We start from the raw sequence: 26,099 nt of genomic DNA on the forward strand, positions 1-26,099 counted from the left end.
CGGTCATCCGTTAACCTGGCCAGCCATGGGCATCGTCGGAGTGGGGATCGACCTCGTCTCCATCCCTGATTTCGCGGAGCAGGTCGACCAGCCGGGAACCGTCTTCTCCGAGACGTTTACGCCGGGCGAGCGTCGTGACGCCTCGGACAAGAGTTCGTCGGCGGCGCGTCACCTGGCGGCGCGCTGGGCCGCGAAGGAAGCCGTGATCAAGGCCTGGTCCGGGTCGCGGTTCGCCCAGCGGCCCGTGCTGCCGGAGGACATTCACCGCGACATCGAAGTGGTCACCGACATGTGGGGACGACCGCGGGTGCGGCTGACCGGGGATATCGCCAAGCACCTGGCCGACGTGACGATCCACGTGTCGCTCACCCACGAGGGGGATACCGCCGCCGCGGTGGCCATCCTTGAAACGTCCTGAGGGCCTAGCCTCGAGACCATGAGCGATCTCGTTGAGCGGGTCCGCGACGTATTGCCGTCGGTGCGCCGCGATCTCGAGGACTTGGTGCGAATCGAATCGGTGTGGGCCGACCCCGGCCGCCGCACCGAGGTGCACCGCAGCGCCCAGGCGGTAGCGGACCTGTTGTCGCAGGCGGGTTTTGGCGATGTACGCATCGTCAGCGAGGGCGGTGCGCCCGCGGTCATCGCGCATCATCCAGCGCCGGCGGGCGCGCCCACCGTGCTGTTGTACGCCCACCACGACGTGCAGCCCGAAGGCGACCGCGGCCAATGGGCGTCGCCGCCCTTTGAGCCCACCGAGCGCGACGGGCGTCTCTACGGTCGCGGTAGTGCCGACGACAAGGCCGGCATCGCAACGCATTTGGCGGCGTTTCGAGCGCACGGCGGCCGGCCCCCGGTGGGCGTGACGGTCTTCGTCGAAGGCGAGGAAGAATCCGGGTCACCCTCACTGGGCCGATTGCTGGCCGCTCATCGCGACGCGCTGGCCGCCGACGTGATCGTGATCGCGGACTCGGACAACTGGAGCGTCGACACCCCGGCATTGACGGTGTCGCTGCGCGGCTTGGCCGACTGCGTGGTCGAGGTCGCCACCCTCGACCACGGGCTGCACTCCGGGTTGTGGGGCGGCGTGGTTCCCGATGCGCTGAGCGTGTTGGTGCGGCTGCTGGCCAGCCTGCACGACGACGACGGCAACGTGGCCGTCGCCGGATTGCACGAAAGTTCCGCCGCGCCAGTCGATTACCCGACCGAGCGGGTGCGCGCCGACTCCGGCCTGCTGGACGGCGTGTCCGAGATCGGTTCGGGTTCGGTGCCGCAGCGGCTGTGGGCCAAGCCTGCTATCACCGTGATCGGTATCGACACCACACCGGTTGCGGCGGCGTCGAACACGCTGATCCCGCGGGCCCGGGCCAAGATCAGCATGCGGGTCGCGCCCGGTGGCGACGCGGCGGCGCACCTGGACGCGTTGACAGCGCATCTACAGCAACATGCGCCGTGGGGCGCACAGGTGACGGTCACGCCCGGCGACCTCGGCGAGCCGTACGCCATCGACGCCAGCGGCGCGGTGTACGACGCCGCGCGGGCGGCATTTCGGCAAGCGTGGGGCGTCGACCCGGTCGACATGGGCATGGGCGGCTCGATCCCGTTCATCGCCGAGTTCGCCGCCGCATTCCCGCAGGCCAGGATTCTCGTCACCGGCGTCGAAGATCCCGCGACCCAGGCGCACAGCGTCAACGAGAGCCTGCACCTGGGTGTGCTGGAACGCGCGGCGATCGCCGAAGCGCTGCTGCTGGCCAACCTGGCCAACGTGACCGGCGTCTAGACGGACAGGTCGCGCCGAAGTTTCGCGACGTGGCCGGTGGCCTTCACGTTGTACTGCGCGACGGCGATCTTGCCTTTTTCGTCGACCACGAAGGTGGAGCGAATCACGCCCTGCACCGTCCGGCCGTACATCTGCTTCTCGCCGTAGGCGCCCCACGCCGTCAGCACCTTGCGATCCGGATCGGACAGCAGCGGGAACGTCAGCTTCTCGGCATCGCGGAACTTGGCGAGCTTTTCCGGCTTGTCCGGGGAGATGCCGATGACGTCAAGTCCGGCGTCGTTGAGGTCGCGCAGGTTGTCGCGAAAATCGCAGGCCTGCTTGGTGCAGCCGGGCGTCGAAGCCGCCGGATAGAAGTACACGACGACGCGGCGCCCACGGTAGTCGGCCAGGGACACCTTGTTGCCGTCGGCGTCGGGCAGGCTGAAGGTGGGCGCTTTGTCGCCCGGGGCAAGCCGCGTGGTCTCGGTCAACGTGGGTCCTTTCGGTTCACCGGATCGTAGGGGTTATCGCCAGCTGATCTAGGGTAGTGCGTCAGGTGCACAAGGCGAGTTGGAGGAAGAGACGTGGCGGATCGGGACCCCGAGACCATCAAGCGGGACATCGACGTCGCCCGCGACCAGCTGGCGTCCACCGTCGACTCCCTCGCCGAGCGCGCAAATCCTCGTCGCCTGGCCGACGATCTCAAGGCCAGGGTGATCGGGTTCGTGACGAAGCCCGCCGTGGCCGTCTCGTTGGTGGGAATCGGCTCGGTGGTCGTCGTCGTGGTGGTCCGCAGGATCAGGAACCGCTGACACGACGCCCTCGGAACCCGAGGGGTTTGATTGGGTGCGCCGTCAGGGTTTCGAACCCCGGACCCGCTGATTAAGAGTCAGCTGCTCTACCAACTGAGCTAACGGCGCCTTGGACGGCCGAGACCGCGTAGGCGACAATAACAGGCGTCCTGCCGCGGAGCGAAATCTCGACCCTTCAAGGGTAGCTGAGACAGCACATCAGAAAAGCGTCCCGCAATACGGTGCTCGTTCGGTACTGAACGCGGCATCCAGCTCGCGTAGGGCACCCCGACGCACCTCGGTGATGCGGTTCGCCCGGACGAGCTCGGAGGCGCGGTGTGCGCCCATATAGAGCGTCCCCAAGTCGCCCAGGCTGAGTTCCACGTCCGGGGGCCCTTCGTGCGGCACACACTTGCCCACACCATCGCGGGTCTGCAAGAGAAATCGGCCCCCGGCGAGCTTGAGCGGGTCCACCACTTCCAGCGCGACCTCGGTGTCGGCGAAGTACCCGCGGACACCGAGTGCTTCGGGCACGTCGTTGATGCGTACCCAGAGAAAGTCGTTGACGCCCATGGTTCGAACGGAACGCTGGTCACGAAGTTTGAGCGGCAGCGGGTCATCGACTGGCACGTCGATCTCTATGTCGTCGAACATCTCCAAAACCAGCAACGTCTGCAACAGCTCGGTATGGGCTTCGTCGGTGATGGGGCAGAAGTCTTGCACGACAACGGTTCCCAGCGGTGGCCGAAACCCGTGCTGCGTCTCGGTGATGACGCGATACGTGAGGAAGCCGTCCGGATGAATCGTGCAATTCAGCGCGGATCGGTTGCCGCGCTGCGTTGATCGGTCTTCCAGATAGTCGGCCCACCACGCGTCGTTGCGCTCGACGGCCCCATCGGTTGCGGCGCACCACCGTTCGTAGATTTCGGGCAAATACCGTCGCGCTTCGGCGGCGTTGACCTCGCGGCCCGGGTTATCGCTCGGCGCGTCCCGCAACTTCGCCGAGCGCCGGTCGATTGAATAGGTGCGGCTGTAAGTGGCCACGCCGGCACCGAAGTTGTCATACATCGCGGTTTGGGTCGGCACCCCACACACGATCGGATAGCCGCGCTCCAATAGCTTGCCCAGCCCCTCGGCGCTGAGCTGCGCCCATATTCCCTTGCCCTGATGCGTCGACGCGACGGCGATCATCGACAGCCACGCGGCCCGCAGGCGGGCGCCGCCCGGCACGGTGAGCCGCGAGCGATAGATGATCGACGTCCCTACCAGGAACGGCCGCTGCGGATCGGAGAAATCCTCGGCGACGAGGATGTCCTCCAATTCGACGCGGCGTTTCCAGGCTTCGACGTCCCGCGCGCCCACCGGATCCCCGAAGGCGCGAGCCTGGTTCTCGTAGACCACCTGCCAGTCGGCTTCGGTTGGATGCCTGATCCTGATGGACTCGTCCGTCGTGTTCATCGCTTATCCAATCCGCTTCTACCCCAGCCAAACCCATACCCGAGTGGCTTACCGTCAAACCTCGCCGCACGTCCGACGGGTCAGAACGGCCAGATTTGGGTATGGGATACGGCAATGCTGCAAGGAATCACTCGGCTCGATATCGCCGTTGTGCTTGCGCTGGGTTCCGCGCTGTGCATCGCGATCGGCGACGTGCTGCAGCAACGAGCGGCACACTGCGTCACCGACGGGGCGGTCGGTCACATCGAGTTGTTCGCCAACCTGTTGCGCAGCCGACGATGGTGGTGGGGCACATTGCTGCTCGCGGCGAGCGTCGCGCTGCAGGCGGCCGCGCTGGGCCAGGGATCGGTGCTACTGGTGCAGGCGCTACTGGTGCTTTCGCTGCTGTTTGCGCTGCCGATCAATGCCAGGCTGTACCACCGCACGGTGAGTGGCGGCGAGTGGATCTGGGCGGGCTTGCTCACCGCCGCGGTGATCGTGATCGTGGTCGTCGGCAATCCGCAGGCCGGTCGTTCGAGCGCGCCCTTGCAAACCTGGGCGGTCGTGGCCGTGGTCCTCGGGCCGCTGTTGGTCGCGTGCGTCGTGGCCGGCCGGGTCTGGGGTGGCTCCGTGGCCGCGGTGCTCTTCGCCTTGGTTTCGGGTTCGCTGTGGGGGGTATTTGCGGTGCTCGCCAAGGAGGTCGTAGCCCGGCTCGGCGATCGGGGATGGGCGGTAACCCAGACTCCCGAGCTCTACGCCCTGCTGCTGGCGGCAGTAGGGGGCGTGGTGTGGAGTCAGGCGGCTTTCCGGGCCGGCCCCTTGACCGCGTCGATGCCGACCTTGCAGATGTCGCAGCCGGTCGTGGCGTCGGTGCTGGGTGTCGTCGTCCTCGGCGAGACGCTGAATGCCGCTGGCGCCGGGCTTGTCGCCCTCTCGGTGGCGGCGCTGGTGACGACGGCGGCCATCGTCAAACTCGCGCGCGTCGAAGCCGTCTCGACCCGCGACGGGGCCCAAATGGAGAATTTGTCGCGATTGTGACGCCCGTCGCCGGTCAATGTCGGCATGGGGAGCGGCCAGAACCCATTAGAATGCATGCACCGATTCTGGTCAGCGGTGACCAAACTCAGCCGATCTTATTGGAAGGCAGCTCGATGATGCCTTTGCGCAGACGCCGATCGTGGCTGCTTGTAGCCATGGTCATGTTTGCTGCGGTCGGTGTTGCATGCGGCAGCAGCCACACGGCCGCACCCGCGAAGGTCATCTTCGACAAGGGCACGCCGTTCGCCGATCTGCTGGTGCCCAAGCTCACGTCGTCGGTGTCCGACGGCGCCGTCGGGGTCACCGTGGACGCGCCGGTGACGGTCAGCGTTGCCGATGGGGTGCTCGCGTCGGTCAGCATGGTCAACGAGAACGGCAAGACGATAAACGGGCAACTCAGCCCGGACGGGCTGCGCTGGTCGACCACCGAGCCGCTCGGCTACAACCGGCGCTACACGCTGACCGCGAAGGCGCTCGGGCTCGGTGGCAGCGCGGCGAACCGCCAGATGAGCTTCGCGACCAGTTCCCCCGCCCACCTGACCATGCCCTACGTCTATCCCGCCGACGGCGAGGTAGTGGGCATCGGCCAGCCGGTGGCGATCCGCTTCGACGAGAACATCGCGAATCGCGCAGCGGCGCAGAAGGCCGTCACCATCACGACCAACCCGCCCGTCGAGGGCGCGTTCTACTGGTTGAACAACCGTGAAGTGCGTTGGCGCCCAGAGCATTACTGGAAGCCGGGCACCACCGTTGACGTGGCGGTGAACACCTACGGTGTCGACTTGGGCGACGGGATGTTCGGCGAAGACAACGTCAAGACGCACTTCACCATCGGCGACGAGGTCATCTCGACCGCCGACGACACCACCAAGACGGTGACGGTGCGGGTCAACGGCGAAGTCGTCCGGACCATGCCGACGTCGATGGGCAAGGACAGCACCCCGACGGCCAACGGCGTGTACATCATCGGTGGCCGGTTCAAACACATCATCATGGATTCGTCGACCTATGGGGTTCCGGTCAACTCGCCCAACGGATATCGCACCGAAGTCGACTGGGCCACGCAGATGTCCTACAGCGGCGTCTTCGTCCACTCCGCGCCGTGGTCGGTCGGCGCCCAGGGGCACACAAACACCAGCCACGGCTGCCTGAACGTGAGCCCCAGCAACGCCGAGTGGTTCTACGACCACAGCAAGAGCGGGGACATCGTCGAGGTTGTGCATACCGTCGGCCCGACGCTGCCGGGGACCGAGGGGCTCGGTGACTGGAACGTGCCCTGGCCGGTGTGGAAGGCCGGCAACGCCAACACCTGAGTGCGTCGGGGCGCGGGCGCTCCGACTGTGGGGTGGCTGACGGGACTCGAACCCGCGACACCCAGGATCACAACCTGGTGCTCTACCAGCTGAACTACAGCCACCATGGCCGCGCCTAGACGCGCAGCGACTGTCGATACTAGCCGGTTGGTGGCTCGGCGGCCGAATCGATTGGCCCGGCCGCTTGCTCTCCGCCGCCGAGATCGGCGACCACCGCCTCGATTTCGCTGGTAGACGGGCCCGGCTGCGGCACGAATGCGGTCTGCCGGTAGAACTTCAATTCCCGGATGGATTCGTGGATGTCGGCCAGCGCGCGGTGGGATAGCCCCTTGACCGGCTGACCGTAATAAATGCGCGGGTACCAGCGCCGGCACAGTTCCTTGATCGAGCTGACGTCGATCATCCGGTAATGCAGAAACGAGTCCAGCGCGGGCATGTCGCGCGCGATGAACGAACGGTCGGTGGCGATCGAGTTGCCCGCCAGCGGCGCGGTCTTGGGCTGCTTGACGTGGGTGCCGATGTAATCCATCACCATCGCCTCGGCGGTCGCCAGGTCTACGGTCGATGCCTTCACTTCGTCGACAAGGCCCGAGCGCGAGTGCATTTCGGCGACTACGTCGATCATCGACGACAGCGCGGCGTCGTCGGCGTGAATGACCACGTCGACGCCGTCGCCAAGAATGTTCAGGTCGGCGTCGGTGACCAGGGCTGCGATCTCGATCAACTTGTCCGAACCCAGGTCCAGCCCGGTCATCTCGCAGTCGATCCACACCAATTCGTCGCGCACAGCGCTCAGCGTAGGCGCACGTGGGACCCCGTCGGGCCCTGCCCCCGCTTGCCGACGGGCAGTAGGGTGGTCGGTGCTTAACCAACGACAGAGGGGCGCGGCACGATGAGCACGGAATCGGCGGCGACACCCGCGCAGCGGATCGCGAGCGGTTACGCCGTCAAAGGCCAGGCGTTGGAATTGGGCACGGTCGTGGTCGACGGCACGGCCGACCCGACCGCTCAGATACGCATTCCGCTGGCCACCGTCAACAGGCATGGCCTGGTCGCCGGGGCGACCGGAACCGGCAAGACCAAGACGCTGCAACTGATCGCCGAGCAGCTCAGCGTCGCCGGCGTACCCGTGCTGATGGCCGACGTGAAGGGCGACCTATCGGGCCTGGCCCGGCCGGGGGAGGCAAACGACAGGACCGCAGCGCGCGCGAAAGACACCGGCGACGACTGGGCGGCGACGGGATACCCGGTGGAGTTTCTGTCACTCGGCACCGGCGGAGTGGGTGTGCCGGTGCGCGCGACGGTCGCCAGTTTTGGCCCGATCCTCTTGTCGAAAGTGTTGGGGCTCAACGCTACCCAAGAATCGACGCTGGGGTTGATCTTTCACTGGGCCAAGGACAACAACCGTCCGCTGGTCACCTTGGACCAATTGCGCGCCGCGATCAGCCATCTGGCCAGCGACGAGGGCAAGGCCGACCTGAGATCGTTGGGCGGAGTGTCCTCGACGACGGCGGGTGTCATCCTGCGCGCCCTGGTGAATCTCGCCGGTGAGGGTGGCGACACGTTCTTCGGCGAGCCGAAGCTCGAGCCGCAGGATCTTTTGCGCGTCGACGACCAGGGCCGCGGCATCATCTCGTTGCTGGAGTTCAGCGGTCAGACTTTGCGCCCGGTCATCTTCTCCACCTTCCTGATGTGGTTACTCGCCGACTTGTTCACCGTGCTGCCCGAGGTCGGTGACGTGGACAAGCCGAAGCTGGTGTTCTTTTTCGACGAGGCGCACCTGCTTTTCACCGACGCGTCCAAGGCGTTTCTCGAGCAGGTCGAGCAGACCGTCAAGCTGATTCGTTCCAAGGGCGTCGGGGTGTTCTTTTGCACGCAGCTGCCCACCGACCTGCCCAACGACGTGCTCTCCCAGCTGGGCGCCCGCGTCCAGCACGCCTTGCGGGCGTTCACGCCGGACGACCAGAAGGCGCTGTCCAAGACCGTGCGCACCTATCCGAAAACCGATGTGTACGACCTGGAGTCGGCGTTGACGTCGTTGGGAATCGGCGAGGCCGTGGTGACCGTTCTGTCCGAGAAGGGCGCACCCACCCCGGTCGCGTGGACGCGCATGCGAGTGCCGCGGTCGCTGATGGCCGCCATCGGCGCCGACGCGGTCGCCGCCGCGGCCAAATCCAGTCCGCTGCAGGCCAAATACGGCCAGACGGTTCAACAGCCGGAGCCGCCGCCGCAGGCTGCCCCACCTCAGCAGGCTCAGCGCGGGCAGTACGAGCCGCTGCCGTTGCCGGACCAGCTCGACGTGCCGCCGATGCCGGAGCCCTACGAGCCCAAGGGCCCCGCGATGTGGGAGGAAATCCTGAAAAACCCGACGGTGAAAGGCTACGTCAACACCGGCATACGCGAGATCATCCGCAATCTCCTCGGCAGCGGACGGCGTCGGAAGTAGCGACTACCCGCCGCCGAGCTTCTTGTAGAAGCTGCCCACGATCGGGGCGACGATGGCGCGGGGGCCGTACCCGCTCGCAACGGACATTGCCTTCGACGTCAGACCGGGGACGACGCGCATCTTGTTGCGCGCCAACGCATCCAGCGATACCTGGGCGGTGTGCTCGGTGGAGATCCACAAGAAGTCCGGCACCAGCCGCTCGACGAGCGTGGCCTCGGCGTCGTCGGGCAGGTCGGTGCGCACCGGACCCGGCGCAAGCAGGGTGACATGCACACCGGAACCGCGGAGTTCGCCGCGTATCGATTCGCTGAAGGTGTTCACGAACGCCTTGGTGGCGGCATAGGTCGCGTTGTAGGGGATCGGCGAATTGCCTGCCGCCGAACCGGAAATCAAGATGCCGCCGGCCTTGCGCTCGATCATGCCGGGCAGCACCGCCAGCGTAAGGTCATGCACCCCAAGGACATTGAGCTGCAGCTGCGCCTTCTCGCCGGCCGGGTCGAGGGCCGCGAGCGGGCCGAACGTCGCGGTGCCGGCGTTGGCGCACAGGATCGAGATCGGGCGGGCGGCCAGTTCGTCGCACAGCTTCGCGCGATCCGCCGGGTCGGCAAGGTCGGCCGGTCGCACTTCCACAGTGACGCGATACTTGTCGGCCAGCCGCGCGGCGAGCTCGGTCAGGATGTCCTCGCGCCGGGCCGTGACGATCAAACTGTGGCCGCGCGCGGCGAGCTCGGTGGCCAGCGCTTCGCCGATGTTTTGCGAAGCTCCGGTGACAACGGCGCGCGCGTCAGGGCTGGGCGCGGGTATCGGCATGCGCCAATCGTAGACAGCCCCCCAACACATAGAGTGCCGGGCATGAGTCAGCCGGATTCGGGTTCGGGCACCGTCGCGCGATCCCGAATCGTGGCGTGGGCGCTGTGGGACACCGGATCCACCGGCCTGAACGCGATCGTGACGACCTTCGTGTTCTCCGTCTACCTGACCAGCAGCGTGGGGGTTGGCTTGCCCGGCCCGACGACGCCGGCGAGTTGGTTGGGTCGCGCCGGGGCCGTCGCCGGTCTCACGGTCGCGGTGCTCGCGCCCGTCGTCGGCGTGTGGGTGGAAGCGCCACACCGCCGGCGCGTGGTGCTGAGCGTGTTGACGGCCCTGGCGGTGACGCTGACCTGTTCGATGTTCTTCATCCACGATCGCCCCGGCTATCTGTGGGCCGGGCTGGTGCTGTTGGGGGCGACCGCGGCGTGCGGTGACCTGGCCAGCGTTCCGTACAACGCGATGCTGCGTCAGCTCTCGACGCCGGCGACGGCGGGCCGCATCTCCGGACTGGGTTGGGCGGCAGGCTATCTCGGCAGCGTCGTGCTGCTGGCGGTGATCTATGCGGGATTCATCTCCGGATCTGGCTCCGGCCCGGGCGCGGTGCGCGGGCTGCTACGGCTTCCCGTCGCCGACGGGCTCTATGTCCGGGTGGCGATGCTGGCGGCCGCGGCGTGGCTCGCGGTGCTGGCGTTGCCGTTGCTGCTCGCCGCGCACCGGCTGCCCGACTCGACGCAGGCGCCCGCGCCCGCCGGGCTGCTCGGTGGCTACCGCAAGCTGTGGCGGGAGGTTTCCGCGGAATGGCGACGCGACCGCAACCTCGTCTACTTCCTCGGGGCCAGCGCGCTGTTCCGGGACGGACTGGCGGCGATCTTCGCCTTCGGCGCGGTGCTGGGGGTCAACGTGTATGGCATCTCGCAGGCCAATGTGCTGATCTTCGGCGTCGCGGCCAGCGTGGTGGCCGCGGTGGGCGCCGTCCTGGGTGGGTTCGTCGACCACCGCATCGGATCCAAACCGGTGATCCTCGGGTCGCTGGCGGCGATCGTCGCCATGGCACTCACCCTGATGGTGCTGTCCGGGCCCGTGCCCTTCTGGATATGCGGACTGCTGCTGTGCATGTTCATCGGGCCGTCGCAGTCGTCGGCGCGCGCCCTACTGCTTCAGATGGCCCACCACGGCAGGGAAGGCGTGGCGTTCGGCCTCTACACCATGACGGGACGGGCCGTCGCCTTCCTGGCGCCGTGGCTGTTCTCGGTGTTCGTCGACGCATTCGGGGCCGTCCGCGCCGGCCTCGGCGGCATCTCACTGGTACTGGTCGCCGGGCTGCTGGGCATGGCGCTGGTTCGGGTCCCGCCGCGCCAACACACAACGGTGAGTAAGACCAGATAACCCTCAGTCGGTGGTGTGGACGAGCAGCACGTCGGTCTTCGCCCTGCGCAAGACGTTTCCGGGCACCGAGCCAAGCCATTTGTCGCTGCGCGTGCCTAGTCCCACGTTGCCGACCACCAACAGATCAGCCTTAACCTCCGCGGCGAGGCGGAACAGCGCGTGTACCGGATCACCCCGAATCGGTCGTGCCTCGATATCCTTCGCTCCGGCCGCCCTGGCTCGGTCCTGGGCCTCCCGCAGGATCGCGTAGATGGCGGCCATTCCGTGCACCTTGTAGTCCCCCTCGTTCCCGAGGGCGACTTCGGCGCGGCCATCAAGCACCCGATCCGGCCGGGCTGGTCTTCCCCAGCCTCCCTTGTCTCCCTTGTTCAGATAAGACAAGTGCGCCATCGCGATGATCAATTTCGCATTATTTTCCGCGGCGAACGCGGCGGCGTGGTCCACCGCATGAAACGACGTGTACGAGCCATCGGTGCCGACGACCAGGGTCTGATAGGCGCTCATATTCTCTCCCAGTCATGCGCGTTTACGTGGTGTCTGTAGCGACCTCTTCCTGGGCGTAATGGATCATCCGCTCGCTCAGGCGGACGAGAGGGTCTTCGTGCCCGCTTGGCATGGTGTAGGCCAGCTGGCGCAGCTCGGTGGCGAATTCGCACAGATCCCGCCTTAGAGACGCATCCTTCATAAAACGACTTCCCACGTCTGTGGAGTGTGTGTAATTGAAATTCCCCGACAAATAAGCGCCCTTGGGGTTTTCCCGATTAGACCGCCGCCGGATGCGCTTACGTGCCCCACATACCCCATCTGCCGTGGACGGCAAACCCAATTTTCACAATTCCCGATGTGAGTAACTCGCGGAGGCGCAATATGCTGTGCGCCACGGGGTTAGAACGTCCTAGTGCCCGGCGGCGTCGCAGATGGTGATGCCCACTCCGACGCGTTGGGTCACCTGGGCCCCGTCCACCGTGAGCGTGCAGGTGACATTGTGGCCGATGTTGATGATCGTGACGCTGGCCGGATGAGTGGGCGAGCGTGACAGGCTAACCTGCTTGCTCCACGGCAGCGCCACGTTGAACTCCGTCTGTATGACGTCGCCGGTGTCCCAGTAGGTGATGCTGATCGCCCGCCCGTCGCCGTTGACGTCGTAGACGACGCTTTGCATCCCGGCGGGTCCGGTGGTCTCGGTGGGCGTGGCGGAGACGGACGGCGGCGGCAGCGGGTATCGCGACCGCGGCGAGGTCCGCGTGGTCGGGGTGGTGGTTTCCGGGCTCGAGCCCGGCATGGCGGGCAGCGGCGGCACGGCGGTCTGTGTTTTGACCGCGCCGTTGGCCAGCACCAGCGCAATTACCAGCGCGACGACCAACAGCACCGCAACGCCGGCGGCGATCAGCAGCCACCGTGGCGACTTCGGGCCTTCCGGCGGCGGGGGACCGGCGCCCTCGGGCGGCAGCTCGCCCGGCGGAGGCTGGCCCTGCTGCCAGTACGCCGGCAACTGATCGGTCGGGCTGGTCTCGTTCAGGCTCTGCGTCCATTGCGGGCCATACCCACCGCCGTACGTGGGGGCATACGGCGCCTGCCCGGCGTAGGCCGGATCGACGGGTGCGGTATTCGGCGGGCCGGGCGGTTCGGATCCCGGGAGAGGGGGACTGAACCGCTCCGTCGGGCGTGGATCGTTCATGTCCACCTCATGGCATGCAGGGTACCTGGCGCGACGCTACGGGCTCCGCTCACTGGCCAGCAACGCCGCGACCGTCATCGCCCGCATCACCGCACGTGACCGCGCCACCCCCGTCGCTCGGGTGCGCGAACTTTCGCCCGCCTTCATGCTGTGCGGCGTCGAGTTCAACAAGCCGAAGACGGCGTGCGCCGTCAGCCGGGCATCGGCTTCGGCCCGCCCGGGGTTCAGCTCGCGCAGCACGCTCACCCATACCTCTACGTACTGGCGCTGGGCTTTGCGCACTTGCTTCTCGGCGGCCTCGGGCAGGTGGGCCAGGTCGCGGTCCTGGATGCGGATCAGATCCGGTTCGCCCAGCGCGAAGTCGAGATGAAAGTCGATCAGGCCGTCCAGCGCCGAGGCGGCGTCGGGGCTGCGGGCCTTCACATCTCGGGCACCGGCGAGCAGCCGGGCGCTGATCCCGACCAGCAACTCGACGAGCAGAGATTCCTTGTTGGGGAAGTGCCGATAGATGGCCGGGCCGCTGACGCCGGCGGCCGCGCCGATGTCCTCCAGGCGCACCGCGAGGAAACCGCGCTCGGCAAACAGCCGTTCGGCGGCGGCCAGCAGTTGCAGGCGCCGGTCTGATTTCAACTGGCTGCGGCGATTTCGCGCGTCAGCGGTACCGGGCCGGCCGTCCGGAACGGACGTCGCCATGACGGGCCTCCGTCCACTCGGTTAATTGCGGCTAACATAGCACGAGTTATCGGTAATTAACTCAGATTGCGGCATGGTCGTCGGTGTGGGCGACGGTCTAGGTTGGTAACCGACCGAGCCGGAGGAACCGTGGCAACAACCGGAGCCGCAGACCTGCTGTCCTACGAGCGCGGTCCGAGCGAGCCTCCGCTGCTCGAGACGACCATCGGCGCCAACCTCGCCGCCACGGCCGCTCGGCACCCACGCGCCGACGCACTCGTCGACGTCCGGGCCGAACGACGGTGGACTTACGGCGAATTGCTGGTGTCCGTGCGGCGTTTGGCCACGGGGTTGGTGCGGGCGGGGATCGGTGTGGGCGATCGGGTCGGCATCTGGGCGCCGAACCGGTGGGAGTGGGTGCTCGTCCAGTACGCGACCGCCGAGATCGGCGCGATACTGGTGACCATCAATCCCGCCTACCGCGCCAGCGAATTGGAGTATGCGCTAAGGCAATCCGAGATCGCGATGGTGATCGCCGCTAGGGGCTTCAAGACCGGCGACTACGCCGCGATGCTGGCCGACGTGGCGCCGCGTTGCCCCCGCCTTAGCGACGTGGTGTTGCTGGACAGCGACCGCTGGAACGTACTCGCCGATACCGACGCCGACACGGACACGCTGAACGAGATCGCGGCGGGGCTGGACCGAAACGATCCGATCAACATCCAATACACTTCCGGCACAACGGGATACCCGAAGGCCGCCACGCTGACCCACCGCAACATCCTCAACAACGGCTACCTGGTGGGTGAGCTGCTCGAGTACACCGCCGCGGATCGTATCTGCATACCGACGCCCCTCTATCACTGCTTCGGCATGGTGATGGGCAATCTGGCGGCCACCAGTCATGGTGCGGCGATGGTGATTCCGGGGCCCGGCTTCGAACCGGCCGCCACCCTGCGGGCGGTGCAAGCGGAACGGTGCACCAGCCTCTACGGCGTGCCGACGATGTTCATCGCCGAGCTGGGCCTGCCGGAATTCGCCGACTACGAGCTGCGCAGCCTGCGCACCGGGATCATGGCGGGCTCGCCCTGCCCGATCGAGGTGATGCGCGAAGTGATCGAACGCATGCACATGCCGGGCATCTCGATCTGCTATGGCATGACCGAAACATCGCCCGTTTCTTGCCAGACCCGCACCGGCGACTCGCTGGAACGGCGCGTCGGCACCGTCGGGCGGGTGGGGCCGCATCTGGAGGTCAAGGTGGTGGACCCGGCCAACGGTGCGACCGTGCCCCGCGGCGTAGCCGGCGAGTTTTGCACCCGGGGCTACTCGGTGATGGCCGGCTATTGGCGCGACCCCGAGCGGACCGCGGAGGTCATCGACGTCGATGGCTGGATGCACACCGGCGATCTGGCCGCCATGGACGCGGACGGATATGTCCGGATCACGGGCCGGATCAAGGACATCGTCGTTCGCGGAGGAGAGAACATCTCGCCGCACGAGATCGAGGAATTCCTGCATACCCATCCCGACATCGTCGACTGCCATGTCATCGGGGTGCCGGATGAAAAGTACGGGGAGGAGCTCATGGCCGTGGTCATGCTGCGCGACGGCGCGGAGCTGCTCACCGTCGAGCGCCTGCGGGAATTCTGCACCGGCCGAATCGCCGGGTTCAAGATCCCGCGGCATCTGTGGATCGTCGACCAGTTCCCCATGACGGTCACCGGCAAGGTCCGCAAAATCGAGCTGCGGCAGCGAGCCGTCGAGCACCTCCACGACCAGGCCTGAGCTCCCTGGACGCGACGGTACGGGTAATGGTATTCTCACCCAGTTAATGAAAATTAACTGAAATCGGCTGGCGCGGCGAGGAGGCATTGCGGCAATGGACAAGGTGTTCGCGACCGCTGCCGAGGCAGTGGCGGACATCGCCGACGGGTCGTCGTTGGCGGTGGGGGGATTCGGGGTCTGCGGCATCCCCGAAGCGCTGATCGTTGCGCTGGTCGATAGCGGTGTCACCGATCTCGAGACGGTGTCGAACAATTGCGGCATCGACGGCGCCGGGCTTGGGTTGCTGTTGCAGCACAAGCGGATTCGGCGGACCACCGGGTCCTACGTGGGCGAAAACAAGGAGTTCGCCCGCCAATTCCTCTCCGGTGAGCTCGAAGTGGAACTCAACCCGCAGGGCACGCTCGCCGAGCGGCTGCGCGCCGGCGGCATGGGAATTCCGGCGTTCTACACACCGGCCGGGGTCGGCACGCAAATCGCCGACGGCGGGTTGCCTTGGCGTTACGACGCATCCGGAGAGGTGGCGGTGGTGTCGCCGGCCAAGGAGACCCGCGAGTTCGACGGCGTCACCTACGTTCTCGAGCGCTCGATCCGCACCGACTTCGCCCTGGTGCACGCCTGGAAGGGTGATCGCCACGGCAACCTGGTCTACCGCGAAGCGGCGGCGAATTTCAATGCCGACTGCGCGGCGGCCGGACGGATCACCATCGCCCAGGTCGAACACCTCGTCGAGCCCGGAGAGATCGACCCCGCCACGGTCCATACCCCGGGTGTCTTCGTCCAGCGGGTGGTGCACGTGCCCAATCCCACCAAGCTGATCGAGAAAGAGACGGTGCGGCCATGAGCTGGAGCAGAGACGACATGGCCGCCCGCATCGCCGCGGAGTTCGAAGACGGCCAATACGTCAACCTGGGCATCGGGATGCCCACCTTGATCCCCAACCACATCCCCGAGGGTGTGCACGTGATCCTGCACTCGGAGAACGGGATTCTGGGCGTCGGGCCGTACCCCAAGCGCGAGCAGCTCGACCCCGACCTGATCAACGCCGGCAAGGAAACGGTCACCACGCTCCCGGGGGCGGCATTCTTCTGTTCCTCAACGTCATTCGGGATCATCCGCGGCGGGCACCTCGATGTCGCGGTGTTGGGCGCCATGCAGGTCTCGGCCACCGGCGACCTGGCCAACTGGACAATCCCGGGAAAGATGATCAAGGGCATGGGCGGGGCGATGGACCTGGTGCACGGCGCCCGCAAGGTGATCGTGATGATGGAGCATGCCGCCAAGGACGGCAGCCCCAAGATCCTCGAGCGCTGCACCCTGCCGCTGACCGGGGTCGCCTGCGTGAATCGCATCGTCACCGAGCTCGCGGTCATCGACATCTGCGACGATGGCCTGCACCTGATCGAGACCGCCCCCGGCGTCTCCGTCGAGGAAGTCATCGCCAAGACCCAACCGCCCCTTACGATTCGAGCGGCCGCACAGTGACCTCCCTGACGGCCGCGCCGTCCTTCGCCGATGAGCACCGCAGGCTGGTCGCGGAGCTGAATTCGAAGCTTGCCGCCGCGGCCCTCGGCGGTAACGAACGCGCGCGGGAGCGTCACGTCAGCCGCGGCAAGCTGCTGCCCCGGGAAAGGGTGGACCGACTGCTCGATCCGGGCAGCCCGTTTTTGGAGTTGTCTCCGCTGGCGGCGGGCGGCATGTACGACGACGAGTCGCCCGGCGCCGGGATCATCACCGGGATCGGCCGGGTGTCGGGGCGCGAGTGTGTGATCGTGGCGAACGACGCGACGGTCAAGGGCGGCACCTATTACCCGATGACGGTCAAAAAGCACCTGCGCGCACAGGAAGTCGCGCTGCAGAACCGGCTGCCCTGCATCTACCTCGTCGACTCCGGCGGGGCCTTCCTGCCGCGCCAGGACGAAGTGTTTCCCGACCGGGAGCATTTCGGGAGGATCTTCTACAACCAGGCGACCATGAGCGCCAAGGAAATTCCGCAGGTCGCGGCGGTCCTCGGCTCGTGCACGGCCGGCGGCGCCTACGTCCCGGCGATGAGCGACGAGGCCGTCATCGTCCGCGAGCAGGGCACGATCTTCCTCGGCGGCCCACCCCTGGTCAAGGCGGCCACCGGCGAGATCGTCTCGGCCGAAGAGCTCGGCGGCGGCGACCTGCATTCGCGGGTGTCTGGTGTCACCGACCACCTCGCGGACGACGACGAGCACGCGCTGCGGATCGTCCGCGCGATCGCGGCCACCTTCGCGCCGCGCGAGCCCAGCCAATGGGAGGCGCGGCCCTCCATCGAGCCCACACATGCCCAGTCCGAGCTCTACGACGTCGTACCGCCGGATCCGCGGGTGCCCTACGACGTACACGAGGTCATCGTGCGGTTGGTCGACGGCAGCGAATTCAGCGAATTCAAGGCCAACTACGGCAAGACCCTAGTGACCGCGTTCGCGCGCATCCACGGCCATCCCGTCGGCATCATCGCCAACAACGGCGTGCTGTTCAGCGAATCCGCTTTGAAGGGCGCGCATTTCATCGAGCTGTGCGACAAGCGCAAGATCCCGCTGCTGTTCCTGCAGAACATCGCCGGGTTCATGGTCGGCCGCGACTACGAGGCCGGGGGCATCGCGAAGCACGGCGCCAAAATGGTCACCGCCGTGGCATGCGCGCGGGTGCCCAAGCTGACCGTCGTGATCGGCGGATCCTATGGCGCGGGCAACTATTCGATGTGCGGGCGCGCGTATTCACCGCGCTTCCTGTGGATGTGGCCCAACGCGCGGATCTCGGTAATGGGCGGCGAGCAGGCCGCGTCCGTATTGGCCACCGTGCGCGGCGAGCAACTCGCCGCGTCGGGCAAACCGTGGTCACCCGGCGACGAGGAGGCGTTCAAGGCGCCGATCCGCGAGCAGTACGAGGACCAGGGCAACCCGTACTACTCCACCGCTCGCCTCTGGGACGACGGGATCATCGATCCGGCCGACACCAGAACATTTGTCGGGCTTGCCCTTTCGGTGTGCGCGCACGCGCCGCTGGAACCGGTCTCCTACGGCGTCTTTCGGATGTGACGATGTTCGAGACCGTGTTAGTGGCCAACCGCGGCGAGATCGCCGTGCGCGTGATCCGGACCTTGCGCCGGCTGGGCATCCGGTCGGTCGCCGTCTACAGCGATCCCGACGCCGCCGCACGGCACGTGCTGGAGGCCGACGAGGCGGCGCGGCTGGGGCCCGCGGCGGCGCGCGAGAGCTACCTCGACATCTCCCGCGTGTTAGACGCGGCGGCGCGCACCGGATCGCAGGCGATCCACCCGGGCTACGGGTTCCTTTCCGAGAACGCCGATTTCGCGGCCGCGTGCGAACGCGCCGAGGTGGTGTTCCTGGGCCCGCCGGTGCGGGCGATCCAGGTGATGGGCGACAAGATCACCGCGAAGAACGCGGTCGCCGCCTTCGACGTGCCCGTGGTGCCCGGGGTGGCCCGGCCGGGCCTGGCCGACGACGAGCTCGTCGCGGCGGCCGACGAGGTCGGCTATCCGGTGTTGATCAAACCGTCGGCCGGCGGGGGCGGCAAGGGCATGCGATTGGTCGACGACCCGGCCCGGCTGCGCGAGGCGCTGCTAAGCGCGCGCCGGGAGGCGGCCTCCTCGTTCGGCGACGACACGTTGTTCCTGGAACGATTCGTGTTGCGGCCCAGGCACATCGAGGTGCAGGTCCTCGCCGATGCGCACGGCAACGTGATCCACCTCGGCGAGCGCGAGTGCAGCCTGCAGCGGCGCCACCAGAAGGTCATCGAGGAAGCGCCCTCGCCGCTGCTCGATCCCGAGACCCGGGCGCGGATCGGCGCGGCGGCCTGCAACACTGCGCGCAGCGTGGATTACGTCGGCGCGGGCACGGTGGAGTTCATTGTGTCCGCCGACCGGCCGGACGAATTCTTCTTCATGGAGATGAATACCCGTCTGCAGGTTGAACATCCGGTCACCGAGGAGGTCACCGGGCTGGATTTGGTCGAGTGGCAGTTGCGGGTGGCGGCCGGCGAGAAGCTGGCATTCGCGCAGGACGACATCGAGCTGCGCGGGCACGCGATCGAGGCCCGGGTGTACGCGGAAGACCCGGCGCGCGGATTCCTGCCCACCGGCGGGCGGGTGTTGCAGGTCTTCGAGCCCGCGGGCACGGGGGTGAGGGTGGACTCGTCGTTGTTGGCCGGGACGGTCGTGGGCAGCGACTACGACCCGATGCTGAGCAAGGTCATCGCCTTCGGCGCCGACCGCGACGAGGCCCTGGCGCGACTCGACCGGGCGCTCGCGCAGACCGCCGTCCTGGGTGTGCAAACCAACGTCGAGTTCCTGCGTTTTCTGCTTGCCGACGAGCGGGTGCGCGCCGGCGACCTGGACACCGCGCTGCTAGACGAGCGGCTCGTCGACTTCGCGCCGCTGCCCGCCCCCGACGACGTGCTCGCCGCGGGCGGCCTGTTCCGGCAGTGGGCGTTGGCCCGTCGCGCCAACGGCGACCTGTGGGCGGCGCCGACGGGATGGCGCGTCGGCGGCAATGCCGCGCCGGTGCGGACCGCGATGCGCACCCCGCTGCGCACCGAGACGGTGTCGGTTTGGGGGCCGCCCGAGGCCGCGACGGTCCAGGTCGGTGACGGTGAGAAGTCTTCCGCGAGTGTGCAAGTCGAGCGATCTCGGCTGAGCGTCACGCTGGACGGCCTGCGCCGCGACTACCGGTGGGCCGAGGCCGACCGGCACCTGTGGATCGCCGACGAGCGCGGAACCTGGCACCTGCGGGAGGCCGAGGAGCAAAAGATCCATCGTGCGGCCGGCGCGCTGCAGGCGGAGATTGTCAGCCCGATGCCGGGCAATGTGATCGCCGTCCAGGTGGATTCCGGTGCCGAGGTCTCTGAAGGCGACGTCGTCGTGGTCGTCGAGGCCATGAAGATGGAACATTCCCTGAGCGCACCGGTTTCGGGACGAGCCGAGGTGCTGGTCTCGGTGGGCGATCAGGTGTCAGTGGACCAGATTTTGGCCCGGCTGATTCCGGACGACGAGCGTAAGGACGAGGCATGACCACAATCACCGCGGGGACTTTGCCCAAGGAATACGAGGATCTCCGCGACACCGTTGCCGACTTCGCGCGCACCGTCGTTGCGCCGGTATCGGCCAAACACGATGAGGAGCACAGCTTCCCGTACGAGGTCGTCGCGAAGATGGGCGAAATGGGGTTGTTCGGGCTGCCGTTCCCCGAGGAATACGGCGGCATGGGCGGCGACTACTTCGCCCTGGCACTGGCCCTCGAGGAGCTCGGCAAGGTCGACCAATCCGTGGCGATCACGCTGGAAGCCGGGGTAGGTCTCGGCGCGATGCCGATCTACCGATTCGGCACCGAGGAGCAGAAGCAAAAGTGGTTGCCCGACCTGACCGCCGGGCGGGCGCTAGCCGCTTTCGGGCTCACCGAGCCGGGTGCGGGGAGCGACGCCGGCGGCACGCGCACGACAGCCCGGCTCGAGAACGGGGAGTGGGTGATCAACGGCAGCAAGCAATTCATCACCAACTCGGGCACCGACATCACGTCACTGGTCACCGTCACCGCGGTCACCGGAACCATCGCCGCGAACAAAAAAGAAATCTCGACGATCATCGTGCCCAACGGCACACCGGGATTCACCGTCGAGCCGGTCTACAACAAGGTCGGCTGGAACGCCTCGGACACCCACGGGCTGACGTTCGCCGACGCGCGCGTCCCGGAGGAGAACCTGCTGGGGGCCCGCGGGACCGGTTACGCCAACTTCCTGTCGATCCTGGACGAGGGGCGGATCGCGATCGCCGCGCTGGCCACCGGGGCCGCGCAGGGCTGCGTGGACGAGAGCGTCAAGTACGCCAAGGAACGCCAGTCGTTCGGCCAACCGATCGGCTCCTACCAGGCGATCAGCTTCAAGATCGCGCGGATGGAAGCCCGGGCGCATGTCGCGCGCACGGCATACTACGAGGCGGCCGCAAAGATGTTGGCGGGCAAGCCCTTCAAGAAGGAGGCTGCGATCGCGAAGATGATCTCCTCGGAGGCGGCCATGGACAACGCGCGCGACGCCACCCAGATTCACGGCGGCTACGGCTTCATGAACGAGTATCCGGTGGCGCGTCACTACCGCGACAGCAAGGTGCTCGAAATCGGGGAGGGCACTACCGAGGTGCAGCTGATGCTCATTGCGCGATCGCTGGGGCTTTCATGACTGACAAGTCAATCGTCCAGCGGGGCTTGTGGTTCGAGGAATTCGAGATCGGCACGACATACCTGCATCGGCCCGGCCGCACCGTCACCGAGGCCGACAACGTGCTGTTCACCACGCTGACCATGAACACCCAATCCCTGCATCTCGATGCGGCCTGGGCGGCCGAGCAGCCCGGCTTTCGCGGTGAGCGGCTGGTGAACTCGATGTTCACCCTCTCGACGCTGGTCGGGCTGTCGGTCGCGCAGCTGACGCTGGGCACCATCGTGGCCAACCTCGGCTTCTCCGAGGTGTCGTTCCCCAAGCCCGTCTTCCACGGCGACACCCTCTACGCCGAGACCGTGTGCACCGGCAAGCGCGAATCGAAGAGCCGGCCCCGCGAAGGCATCGTCACCCTCGAGCACACCGGGCGTAACCAGGACGGCGACGTCGTCGCGCGCGCGGTGCGCACCACGCTCGTGCAGAAACGGCCGGCCGAGGAGACGCAATGAACCTGCGCGCCGCCGGCCCGGCATGGCTGTTCTGCCCGGCAGACCGGCCCGAGCGTTTCGCGAAGGCCGCGGCCGCCGCGGACGTGGTGATCCTCGACCTCGAGGACGGCGTCGCCGAGGGCGACAAGCCCGCGGCCCGCAGGGCCCTGCGCGAGACCCCGCTGGAGCCCGAGCGCACCGTGGTGCGCATCAACGCCGCGGGCACCGACGAGCAGGCCCGCGATCTCGATGCCCTGGCCGAGACCGCTTACACGGCCGTGATGCTGTCCAAGACCGAATCGGCCGCACAGGTGACCGCGCTCGCGCCGCGTGAGGTCGTCGCACTGGTGGAAACCCCGCGAGGCGCGGTGTTCGCCGCCGAAATTGCCGCGGCCGAGGGCACCGTGGCGATGATGTGGGGGGCCGAGGACCTCGTTGCCACGCTGGGCGGCAGCTCCAGCCGTCGGCCCGACGGCACCTATCGGGACATCGCCCGCCACGTTCGGTCCACAATCCTGCTCGCGGCGTCCGCGTTCGGCCGGATCGCGCTCGACGCCGTGCATTTGGACATCGGCGACATCGAAGGCCTGCGGGCCGAGGCGGACGATGCCGTCGCGGTGGGCTTCGGCGGGACCGTCTGCATCCATCCGACCCAGATCCCGGTGGTGCGCGAGGCCTATCGCCCCAGCGAGGAGAAGCTGGACTGGGCGCGAAGGGTTTTGGCGGCGGCGCGGACCGAGCGGGGGGTGTTCGCGTTCGAAGGCCAGATGGTCGACTCGCCGGTGCTCAAGCACGCGGAAATGATGCTGAGGCGGGCCGGCGAGCCCGCCTGAACCGGGCGCGACACGTTCGCTGCGAATCGGCGATCAACCAGGTCTCTTCGCGTTTGAGCGCATAATGGAAAGTGCGCCAGTGTCGCGGCGAGCGGAGCCTTTCGTGCAGCTGGTTTGCTGACCTGACCCGTCACGCGGCCCTGAGCAAGGGAGGCGTTATGGCGGATATGTCTCGGATGCCGATGACCGTCGACCTCGAGCCGGTGCAGCTGATCGCCGCGGACGGCACGCCGACCGCCGAACGCCGTTACAGCCGCGACCTTCCCGCCGAGACGCTGTGCTGGCTCTACGAGACGATGGTCGTCACCCGGGAGCTGGACACCGAATTCGTCAACCTGAAGCGCCAAGGCCAGTTGGCGTTGTTCGCATCGTGCCGTGGCCAGGAAGCCGCCCAGGTCGGCGCGGCGGCCTGCCTGCGCAAAACCGACTGGCTGTTTCCCCAGTATCGCGAGTTGGGCGCGTTCCTGGCGCGCGGCATCCCGCCCGGACACGTCGGGGCCGCATGGCGCGGAACCTGGCACGGCGGGCTGGAATTCACCAAGAAATGCTGTGCCCCGATGTCGATTCCGATCGGCACCCAGACGCTGCACGCCGTCGGGGCGGCGATGGCCGCACAACGCCTCGGCGAAGACTCGGTGACAGTGGCTTTCCTCGGCGACGGCGCCACCAGCGAGGGCGACGTGCACGAGGCGCTGAACTTCGCGGCGGTGTTCACCACGCCTTGTGTGTTCTATGTGCAGAACAACCAGTGGGCGATCTCGGTGCCGGTCTCCAGACAGACCGCCGCACCCTCGATCGCGCACAAGGCGATTGGCTATGGGATGCCCGGTATCCGGGTGGACGGCAACGACGTGCTGGCGTGCTATGCCGTAATGACCGAAGCCGCGGCCCGCGCCCGGGCCGGCGCCGGCCCGACGTTGATCGAGGCGGTCACCTATCGGCTGGGCCCGCACACCACCTCCGATGATCCGAGCCGGTATCGGACTCAGGAAGAAGTCGACCGCTGGGAGGCGTTGGACCCAATTCCGCGCTACCGCACGTACTTGCAGGGCCAGGGGCTGTGGTCGGAACGCCTGGAAGACCGGGTCGCTGCCCGGTCGAAGCGAATGCGGGCCGAACTGCGCGACGCGGTGTTCGACGCGCCCGACATCGACATCGACGAAGTCTTCACCACCGTCTACGCCGAGATGACGCCGGGATTGCAGGCGCAGCGCCAACAGCTGCGCGCCGAATTGGGGAGGCTCGCATGACGCAGCTTGCCGATCGTCCGGTCGGACCCGATGAAGCGCTGACGGCGACCGTCGACGAGGTCGCGCTGGCCCCACCACAGCTGACCATGGTGCAGGCACTCAACCGCGCGCTGCACGACGCGATGGCCGCGGACGAGCGGGTCCTGGTGTTCGGCGAGGACGTGTCGGTCGAGGGCGGGGTGTTCCGGGTCACCGAGGGACTTGCCCGGACGTTCGGTGAGGACCGATGTTTCGACACTCCGCTGGCGGAGTCCGCGCTGATTGGGATCGCCATCGGACTGGCCCTGCGCGGCTTCGTGCCGGTGCCCGAGATCCAGTTCGACGGCTTCTCCTATCCGGCGTTCGATCAGGTGGTCAGCCACCTGGCGAAGTACCGCACCCGCACCCGCGGCGAGGTGAACATGCCCGTCACCGTACGCATACCGTCGTTCGGCGGTATCGGTGCGGCCGAGCATCATTCGGATTCCACCGAGTCGTACTGGGCGCACACCGCCGGCTTGAAGGTGGTGGTCCCGTCGAACCCCTCCGACGCGTATTGGCTGCTGCGGCACTCGATTGCCTGCCCGGATCCGGTGATCTACCTAGAGCCGAAGCGGCGCTATCAGGGTCGCGGTGCGGTCGACGTCGACCGGCCCGAACCGCCCATCGGCCGGGCGATGGTGCGCCGCCCTGGCACCGACGTCACCGTCATCACCTACGGCAGCCTGGTGAACACCGCCGTCGCCACGGCGGAAGACGCTGAGCGGCAACGCGGTTGGAGCCTGGAGGTCATCGATCTGCGCTCGCTGGTGCCTCTGGACTTCGACACCGTCGCCGCATCGATCCATCGGACGGGGCGCTGCGTGGTGATGCACGAGGGGCCACGCAGCCTGGGCTATGGCGCCGGTTTGGCCGCACGAATCCAGGAAGAGATGTTCTACGAGCTGGAAGCGCCGGTGTTGCGCGCGTGTGGATTCGACACGCCCTATCCGCCGGCGCGGCTGGAGAGGTTGTGGCTGCCGGGCCCCGACCGGCTGCTGGACTGCGTCGAGCGCGCGTTGGAGCAGCCATGAGCGCCGACGAGCGGATCAAATCGTTCCGGGTGCCCGATCTTGGCGAGGGACTCCAAGAGGTCACGGTGTCATGCTGGAACGTCGCGGTCGGCGACGAAGTCGAACTCAATCAGGTTCTGTGTTCGGTCGAAACCGCCAAGGCCGAGGTGGAGATCCCGAGCCCGTACGCGGGCCGGATCGTCGAAACGTTCGGCGCCGAAGGCGATGTGCTCAACGTGGGCGCGGTGCTGGTCCGGATCGACACGGCGCCGGCGAGCGGCGAGGCGCCGGCGGCCAACGGCCAGCCCGCGGTTCCCACGCTGGTCGGCTACGGCGCGGACGCGGACATCGACGTCAGCCGCCGCCGTGGCCGGCCGCGCGCCGCTCCTCCGGTGCGCAAATTGGCCAAGGAGCTCTCCGTCGACCTTGCCTCGATACAGCACCGCGGGGTGATCACCCGCGGCGACGTGCTTTCGGCCGCCAAAGGGACTGAAGCCGAATCCGATATTCGGCCAGTGCACGGCGTGCAGGCGCGGATGGCGGAGAGAATGGCGTTGTCCCACAAAGAAATTCCGGCTGCGAAGGTAGCCGTGGGCGTCGATTGCAGCGAATTGCTGCGGCTGCGCGACCGGTTCCGTGCGGCCCACCAGGAGATCACGCCGTTCGTGCTGACCCTGCGGATGCTGGTTGTCGCGTTGACCCACAACCAGATTCTCAACTCGACGTGGGTCGATTCACCCGACGGACCGCAGGTGCACGTCCATCGTCACGTACACCTGGGCTTCGGGGTGGCGACCAAGCGCGGGCTGCTCGTGCCGGTGATCACCGACGCCCAAATCAAGACGACCCGCGAATTGGCAAGCCGGACAGCCGAATTGATCGAGGGCGCGCGCGCCGGCGCGCTGGCGCCCGCCGAGCTGCGCGGCTCGACGTTCACTGTCTCGAATTTCGGGGCCCTGGGCGTCGACGACGGCATGCCGGTGATCAACCACCCCGAGGCCGCCATTCTGGGCATGGGAGCGATCAAGCCGCGCCCGGTGGTCGTCGCGGACGAGGTGGTGGTGCGTCCGACGATGACGCTGGCATGCGTGTTCGACCACCGCGTCGCCGACGGCGCCCAGGCGGCCCAATTCGTCTGCGAGCTCAGGGATCTGATCGAGTCGCCGCAGACCGCGCTGCTGGACCTTTAG

The 26,099-nt window shown here is 67.3% G+C and carries 26 protein-coding genes and 2 tRNA genes; 18 read left to right on the forward strand and 10 right to left on the reverse strand.

The features are described from left to right. Nucleotides 1-25: 25 nt before the first annotated feature. Nucleotides 26-418 (forward strand): holo-ACP synthase, encoded by a 393-nt coding sequence (locus A5747_RS19435; protein ID WP_076060480.1) that lies wholly within the window; start codon nucleotides 26-28, stop codon nucleotides 416-418. A gap of 18 nt (nucleotides 419-436) precedes the next feature. Then, on the forward strand, nucleotides 437-1,777 hold the full coding sequence (locus A5747_RS19440) for a dipeptidase (protein ID WP_076127229.1): 1,341 nt from the start codon (nucleotides 437-439) through the stop codon (nucleotides 1,775-1,777). Here A5747_RS19440 and bcp read toward each other — a convergent pair. Continuing rightward, on the reverse strand, nucleotides 1,774-2,247 hold the full coding sequence (gene bcp / locus A5747_RS19445) for a thioredoxin-dependent thiol peroxidase (protein WP_076127232.1): 474 nt from the start codon (nucleotides 2,245-2,247) through the stop codon (nucleotides 1,774-1,776). The two genes, A5747_RS19440 and bcp, sit on opposite strands and share 4 nt — an antisense overlap. A 93-nt stretch (nucleotides 2,248-2,340) precedes the next feature. Between bcp and A5747_RS19450 the strand changes: the two genes are divergently transcribed. Further along, a complete protein-coding gene (locus tag A5747_RS19450) occupies nucleotides 2,341-2,568 on the forward strand; it encodes a DUF3618 domain-containing protein (RefSeq protein ID WP_076127235.1) in 228 nt (75 codons plus the stop codon). Nucleotides 2,569-2,603: 35 nt separating this feature from the next. Here A5747_RS19450 and A5747_RS19455 read toward each other — a convergent pair. Both A5747_RS19455 and A5747_RS19460 read right to left on the reverse strand, forming a co-directional pair. Continuing rightward, a tRNA-Lys gene (locus A5747_RS19455) sits at nucleotides 2,604-2,676 on the reverse strand. A 90-nt stretch (nucleotides 2,677-2,766) separates the two neighbouring features. Beyond that, nucleotides 2,767-4,005, reverse strand: a complete 1,239-nt coding sequence (locus A5747_RS19460; RefSeq protein ID WP_076127237.1) for a GNAT family N-acetyltransferase — start codon at nucleotides 4,003-4,005, stop codon at nucleotides 2,767-2,769. Between the two features lie 114 nt (nucleotides 4,006-4,119). On the opposite strand from A5747_RS19460, the gene A5747_RS19465 reads away from it, so the two are divergent. Together A5747_RS19465 and A5747_RS19470 are read left to right on the forward strand one after the other, a co-directional pair. Further along, nucleotides 4,120-5,022, forward strand: a complete 903-nt coding sequence (locus A5747_RS19465) for a DMT family transporter (protein WP_369805146.1) — start codon at nucleotides 4,120-4,122, stop codon at nucleotides 5,020-5,022. Nucleotides 5,023-5,135: 113 nt separating this feature from the next. Continuing rightward, on the forward strand, nucleotides 5,136-6,335 hold the full coding sequence (locus A5747_RS19470) for an Ig-like domain-containing protein (protein ID WP_076127342.1): 1,200 nt from the start codon (nucleotides 5,136-5,138) through the stop codon (nucleotides 6,333-6,335). A gap of 28 nt (nucleotides 6,336-6,363) precedes the next feature. Here the strand turns inward: A5747_RS19470 and A5747_RS19475 are convergent. Both A5747_RS19475 and orn read right to left on the reverse strand, forming a co-directional pair. Then, a tRNA-His gene (locus A5747_RS19475) sits at nucleotides 6,364-6,439 on the reverse strand. Between the two features lie 35 nt (nucleotides 6,440-6,474). Then, nucleotides 6,475-7,122 (reverse strand): oligoribonuclease, encoded by a 648-nt coding sequence (orn, locus tag A5747_RS19480; protein WP_076127239.1) that lies wholly within the window; start codon nucleotides 7,120-7,122, stop codon nucleotides 6,475-6,477. 105 nt (nucleotides 7,123-7,227) lie between these two features. Between orn and A5747_RS19485 the strand changes: the two genes are divergently transcribed. Then, complete coding sequence (locus A5747_RS19485; protein WP_076127242.1) at nucleotides 7,228-8,781, forward strand: helicase HerA-like domain-containing protein; 1,554 nt, start codon at nucleotides 7,228-7,230, stop codon at nucleotides 8,779-8,781. A gap of 3 nt (nucleotides 8,782-8,784) precedes the next feature. On the opposite strand, the gene cmrA is transcribed toward A5747_RS19485, so the two are convergent. Then, nucleotides 8,785-9,591, reverse strand: a complete 807-nt coding sequence (cmrA, locus tag A5747_RS19490) for a mycolate reductase (protein ID WP_076116326.1) — start codon at nucleotides 9,589-9,591, stop codon at nucleotides 8,785-8,787. Between the two features lie 42 nt (nucleotides 9,592-9,633). Between cmrA and A5747_RS19495 the strand changes: the two genes are divergently transcribed. Then, the gene (locus tag A5747_RS19495; RefSeq protein WP_076127244.1) at nucleotides 9,634-10,977 is read left to right on the forward strand and encodes an MFS transporter; all 1,344 of its coding nucleotides are present in this window, start codon (nucleotides 9,634-9,636) and stop codon (nucleotides 10,975-10,977) included. A 3-nt stretch (nucleotides 10,978-10,980) separates the two neighbouring features. Here A5747_RS19495 and A5747_RS19500 read toward each other — a convergent pair whose 3' ends face one another. The 4 genes from A5747_RS19500 to A5747_RS19510 form a co-directional block, all read right to left on the reverse strand. Next, nucleotides 10,981-11,481, reverse strand: a complete 501-nt coding sequence (locus A5747_RS19500; RefSeq protein WP_076127247.1) for a universal stress protein — start codon at nucleotides 11,479-11,481, stop codon at nucleotides 10,981-10,983. Between the two features lie 22 nt (nucleotides 11,482-11,503). Next, the gene (locus A5747_RS25125) at nucleotides 11,504-11,677 is read right to left on the reverse strand and encodes a hypothetical protein (RefSeq protein WP_158070282.1); all 174 of its coding nucleotides are present in this window, start codon (nucleotides 11,675-11,677) and stop codon (nucleotides 11,504-11,506) included. Between the two features lie 195 nt (nucleotides 11,678-11,872). Further along, nucleotides 11,873-12,655, reverse strand: coding sequence for an MmpS family transport accessory protein (locus tag A5747_RS19505; RefSeq protein ID WP_076127249.1), 783 nt, complete (start codon nucleotides 12,653-12,655; stop codon nucleotides 11,873-11,875). Between the two features lie 36 nt (nucleotides 12,656-12,691). Then, nucleotides 12,692-13,348: a TetR/AcrR family transcriptional regulator gene (locus A5747_RS19510; protein WP_076127251.1), complete on the reverse strand. Its 657-nt coding sequence runs from the start codon at nucleotides 13,346-13,348 to the stop codon at nucleotides 12,692-12,694. A gap of 129 nt (nucleotides 13,349-13,477) precedes the next feature. Between A5747_RS19510 and A5747_RS19515 the strand changes: the two genes are divergently transcribed. The 11 genes from A5747_RS19515 to A5747_RS19565 all read left to right on the forward strand — a co-directional run bounded on the left by A5747_RS19515 (nucleotide 13,478) and on the right by A5747_RS19565 (nucleotide 26,099). Continuing rightward, nucleotides 13,478-15,115 carry an AMP-binding protein gene (locus A5747_RS19515; protein ID WP_076127254.1) on the forward strand — a complete coding sequence of 546 codons (1,638 nt, stop codon included), beginning with the start codon at nucleotides 13,478-13,480 and terminating at the stop codon, nucleotides 15,113-15,115. 94 nt (nucleotides 15,116-15,209) lie between these two features. After that, complete coding sequence (locus tag A5747_RS19520; RefSeq protein ID WP_076127256.1) at nucleotides 15,210-15,956, forward strand: CoA transferase subunit A; 747 nt, start codon at nucleotides 15,210-15,212, stop codon at nucleotides 15,954-15,956. After that, nucleotides 15,953-16,597 (forward strand): CoA transferase subunit B, encoded by a 645-nt coding sequence (locus tag A5747_RS19525; RefSeq protein ID WP_076127259.1) that lies wholly within the window; start codon nucleotides 15,953-15,955, stop codon nucleotides 16,595-16,597. Before A5747_RS19520 ends, A5747_RS19525 begins: the two co-directional genes overlap by 4 nt. Next, nucleotides 16,594-18,177, forward strand: coding sequence for a carboxyl transferase domain-containing protein (locus tag A5747_RS19530; RefSeq protein ID WP_076127261.1), 1,584 nt, complete (start codon nucleotides 16,594-16,596; stop codon nucleotides 18,175-18,177). The genes A5747_RS19525 and A5747_RS19530 overlap by 4 nt, the downstream gene beginning before the upstream one ends. 2 nt (nucleotides 18,178-18,179) lie before the next feature. After that, nucleotides 18,180-20,168 carry an acetyl/propionyl/methylcrotonyl-CoA carboxylase subunit alpha gene (locus A5747_RS19535; protein ID WP_076127264.1) on the forward strand — a complete coding sequence of 663 codons (1,989 nt, stop codon included), beginning with the start codon at nucleotides 18,180-18,182 and terminating at the stop codon, nucleotides 20,166-20,168. Next, nucleotides 20,165-21,328: an acyl-CoA dehydrogenase family protein gene (locus A5747_RS19540; protein WP_076127266.1), complete on the forward strand. Its 1,164-nt coding sequence runs from the start codon at nucleotides 20,165-20,167 to the stop codon at nucleotides 21,326-21,328. Before A5747_RS19535 ends, A5747_RS19540 begins: the two co-directional genes overlap by 4 nt. Beyond that, nucleotides 21,325-21,816: a MaoC family dehydratase gene (locus A5747_RS19545; RefSeq protein WP_076127269.1), complete on the forward strand. Its 492-nt coding sequence runs from the start codon at nucleotides 21,325-21,327 to the stop codon at nucleotides 21,814-21,816. The genes A5747_RS19540 and A5747_RS19545 overlap by 4 nt, the downstream gene beginning before the upstream one ends. Beyond that, entirely contained in the window at nucleotides 21,813-22,628 is an 816-nt protein-coding gene (locus A5747_RS19550) for a CoA ester lyase (RefSeq protein ID WP_076127271.1), read from the forward strand. The genes A5747_RS19545 and A5747_RS19550 overlap by 4 nt, the downstream gene beginning before the upstream one ends. A 158-nt stretch (nucleotides 22,629-22,786) precedes the next feature. Beyond that, nucleotides 22,787-23,878, forward strand: a complete 1,092-nt coding sequence (gene pdhA, locus A5747_RS19555) for a pyruvate dehydrogenase (acetyl-transferring) E1 component subunit alpha (RefSeq protein WP_076127274.1) — start codon at nucleotides 22,787-22,789, stop codon at nucleotides 23,876-23,878. Beyond that, nucleotides 23,875-24,930 (forward strand): 3-methyl-2-oxobutanoate dehydrogenase subunit beta, encoded by a 1,056-nt coding sequence (bkdB, locus tag A5747_RS19560; RefSeq protein WP_076127276.1) that lies wholly within the window; start codon nucleotides 23,875-23,877, stop codon nucleotides 24,928-24,930. Before pdhA ends, bkdB begins: the two co-directional genes overlap by 4 nt. Then, entirely contained in the window at nucleotides 24,927-26,099 is a 1,173-nt protein-coding gene (locus tag A5747_RS19565; protein WP_076127278.1) for a dihydrolipoamide acetyltransferase family protein, read from the forward strand. Before bkdB ends, A5747_RS19565 begins: the two co-directional genes overlap by 4 nt.

This window comes from Mycobacterium sp. IS-836 (genome assembly GCF_001954275.1).
Lineage (GTDB): Bacteria > Actinomycetota > Actinomycetes > Mycobacteriales > Mycobacteriaceae > Mycobacterium.

What these genes read in the sequence shown, in the direction of transcription:
- A5747_RS19540 (WP_076127266.1), top strand. Translation starts at nt 20,165, where the DNA reads ATGACCACAATCACCGCGGGGACTTTGCCCAAGGAATACGAGGATCTC.
- A5747_RS19465 (WP_369805146.1), top strand. Translation starts at nt 4,120, where the DNA reads ATGCTGCAAGGAATCACTCGGCTCGATATCGCCGTTGTGCTTGCGCTG.
- A5747_RS19460 (WP_076127237.1), bottom strand. Translation starts at nt 4,005, where the DNA reads ATGAACACGACGGACGAGTCCATCAGGATCAGGCATCCAACCGAAGCC.
- A5747_RS19495 (WP_076127244.1), top strand. Translation starts at nt 9,634, where the DNA reads ATGAGTCAGCCGGATTCGGGTTCGGGCACCGTCGCGCGATCCCGAATC.
- A5747_RS19440 (WP_076127229.1), top strand. Translation starts at nt 437, where the DNA reads ATGAGCGATCTCGTTGAGCGGGTCCGCGACGTATTGCCGTCGGTGCGC.
- bkdB (WP_076127276.1), top strand. Translation starts at nt 23,875, where the DNA reads ATGACGCAGCTTGCCGATCGTCCGGTCGGACCCGATGAAGCGCTGACG.
- A5747_RS19435 (WP_076060480.1), top strand. Translation starts at nt 26, where the DNA reads ATGGGCATCGTCGGAGTGGGGATCGACCTCGTCTCCATCCCTGATTTC.
- A5747_RS19545 (WP_076127269.1), top strand. Translation starts at nt 21,325, where the DNA reads ATGACTGACAAGTCAATCGTCCAGCGGGGCTTGTGGTTCGAGGAATTC.
- cmrA (WP_076116326.1), bottom strand. Translation starts at nt 9,591, where the DNA reads ATGCCGATACCCGCGCCCAGCCCTGACGCGCGCGCCGTTGTCACCGGA.
- A5747_RS19520 (WP_076127256.1), top strand. Translation starts at nt 15,210, where the DNA reads ATGGACAAGGTGTTCGCGACCGCTGCCGAGGCAGTGGCGGACATCGCC.
- A5747_RS19505 (WP_076127249.1), bottom strand. Translation starts at nt 12,655, where the DNA reads ATGAACGATCCACGCCCGACGGAGCGGTTCAGTCCCCCTCTCCCGGGA.
- A5747_RS19485 (WP_076127242.1), top strand. Translation starts at nt 7,228, where the DNA reads ATGAGCACGGAATCGGCGGCGACACCCGCGCAGCGGATCGCGAGCGGT.
- pdhA (WP_076127274.1), top strand. Translation starts at nt 22,787, where the DNA reads ATGGCGGATATGTCTCGGATGCCGATGACCGTCGACCTCGAGCCGGTG.
- A5747_RS19550 (WP_076127271.1), top strand. Translation starts at nt 21,813, where the DNA reads ATGAACCTGCGCGCCGCCGGCCCGGCATGGCTGTTCTGCCCGGCAGAC.
- A5747_RS19500 (WP_076127247.1), bottom strand. Translation starts at nt 11,481, where the DNA reads ATGAGCGCCTATCAGACCCTGGTCGTCGGCACCGATGGCTCGTACACG.
- A5747_RS19510 (WP_076127251.1), bottom strand. Translation starts at nt 13,348, where the DNA reads ATGGCGACGTCCGTTCCGGACGGCCGGCCCGGTACCGCTGACGCGCGA.
- A5747_RS19565 (WP_076127278.1), top strand. Translation starts at nt 24,927, where the DNA reads ATGAGCGCCGACGAGCGGATCAAATCGTTCCGGGTGCCCGATCTTGGC.
- A5747_RS19470 (WP_076127342.1), top strand. Translation starts at nt 5,136, where the DNA reads ATGATGCCTTTGCGCAGACGCCGATCGTGGCTGCTTGTAGCCATGGTC.
- A5747_RS19525 (WP_076127259.1), top strand. Translation starts at nt 15,953, where the DNA reads ATGAGCTGGAGCAGAGACGACATGGCCGCCCGCATCGCCGCGGAGTTC.
- A5747_RS19535 (WP_076127264.1), top strand. Translation starts at nt 18,180, where the DNA reads ATGTTCGAGACCGTGTTAGTGGCCAACCGCGGCGAGATCGCCGTGCGC.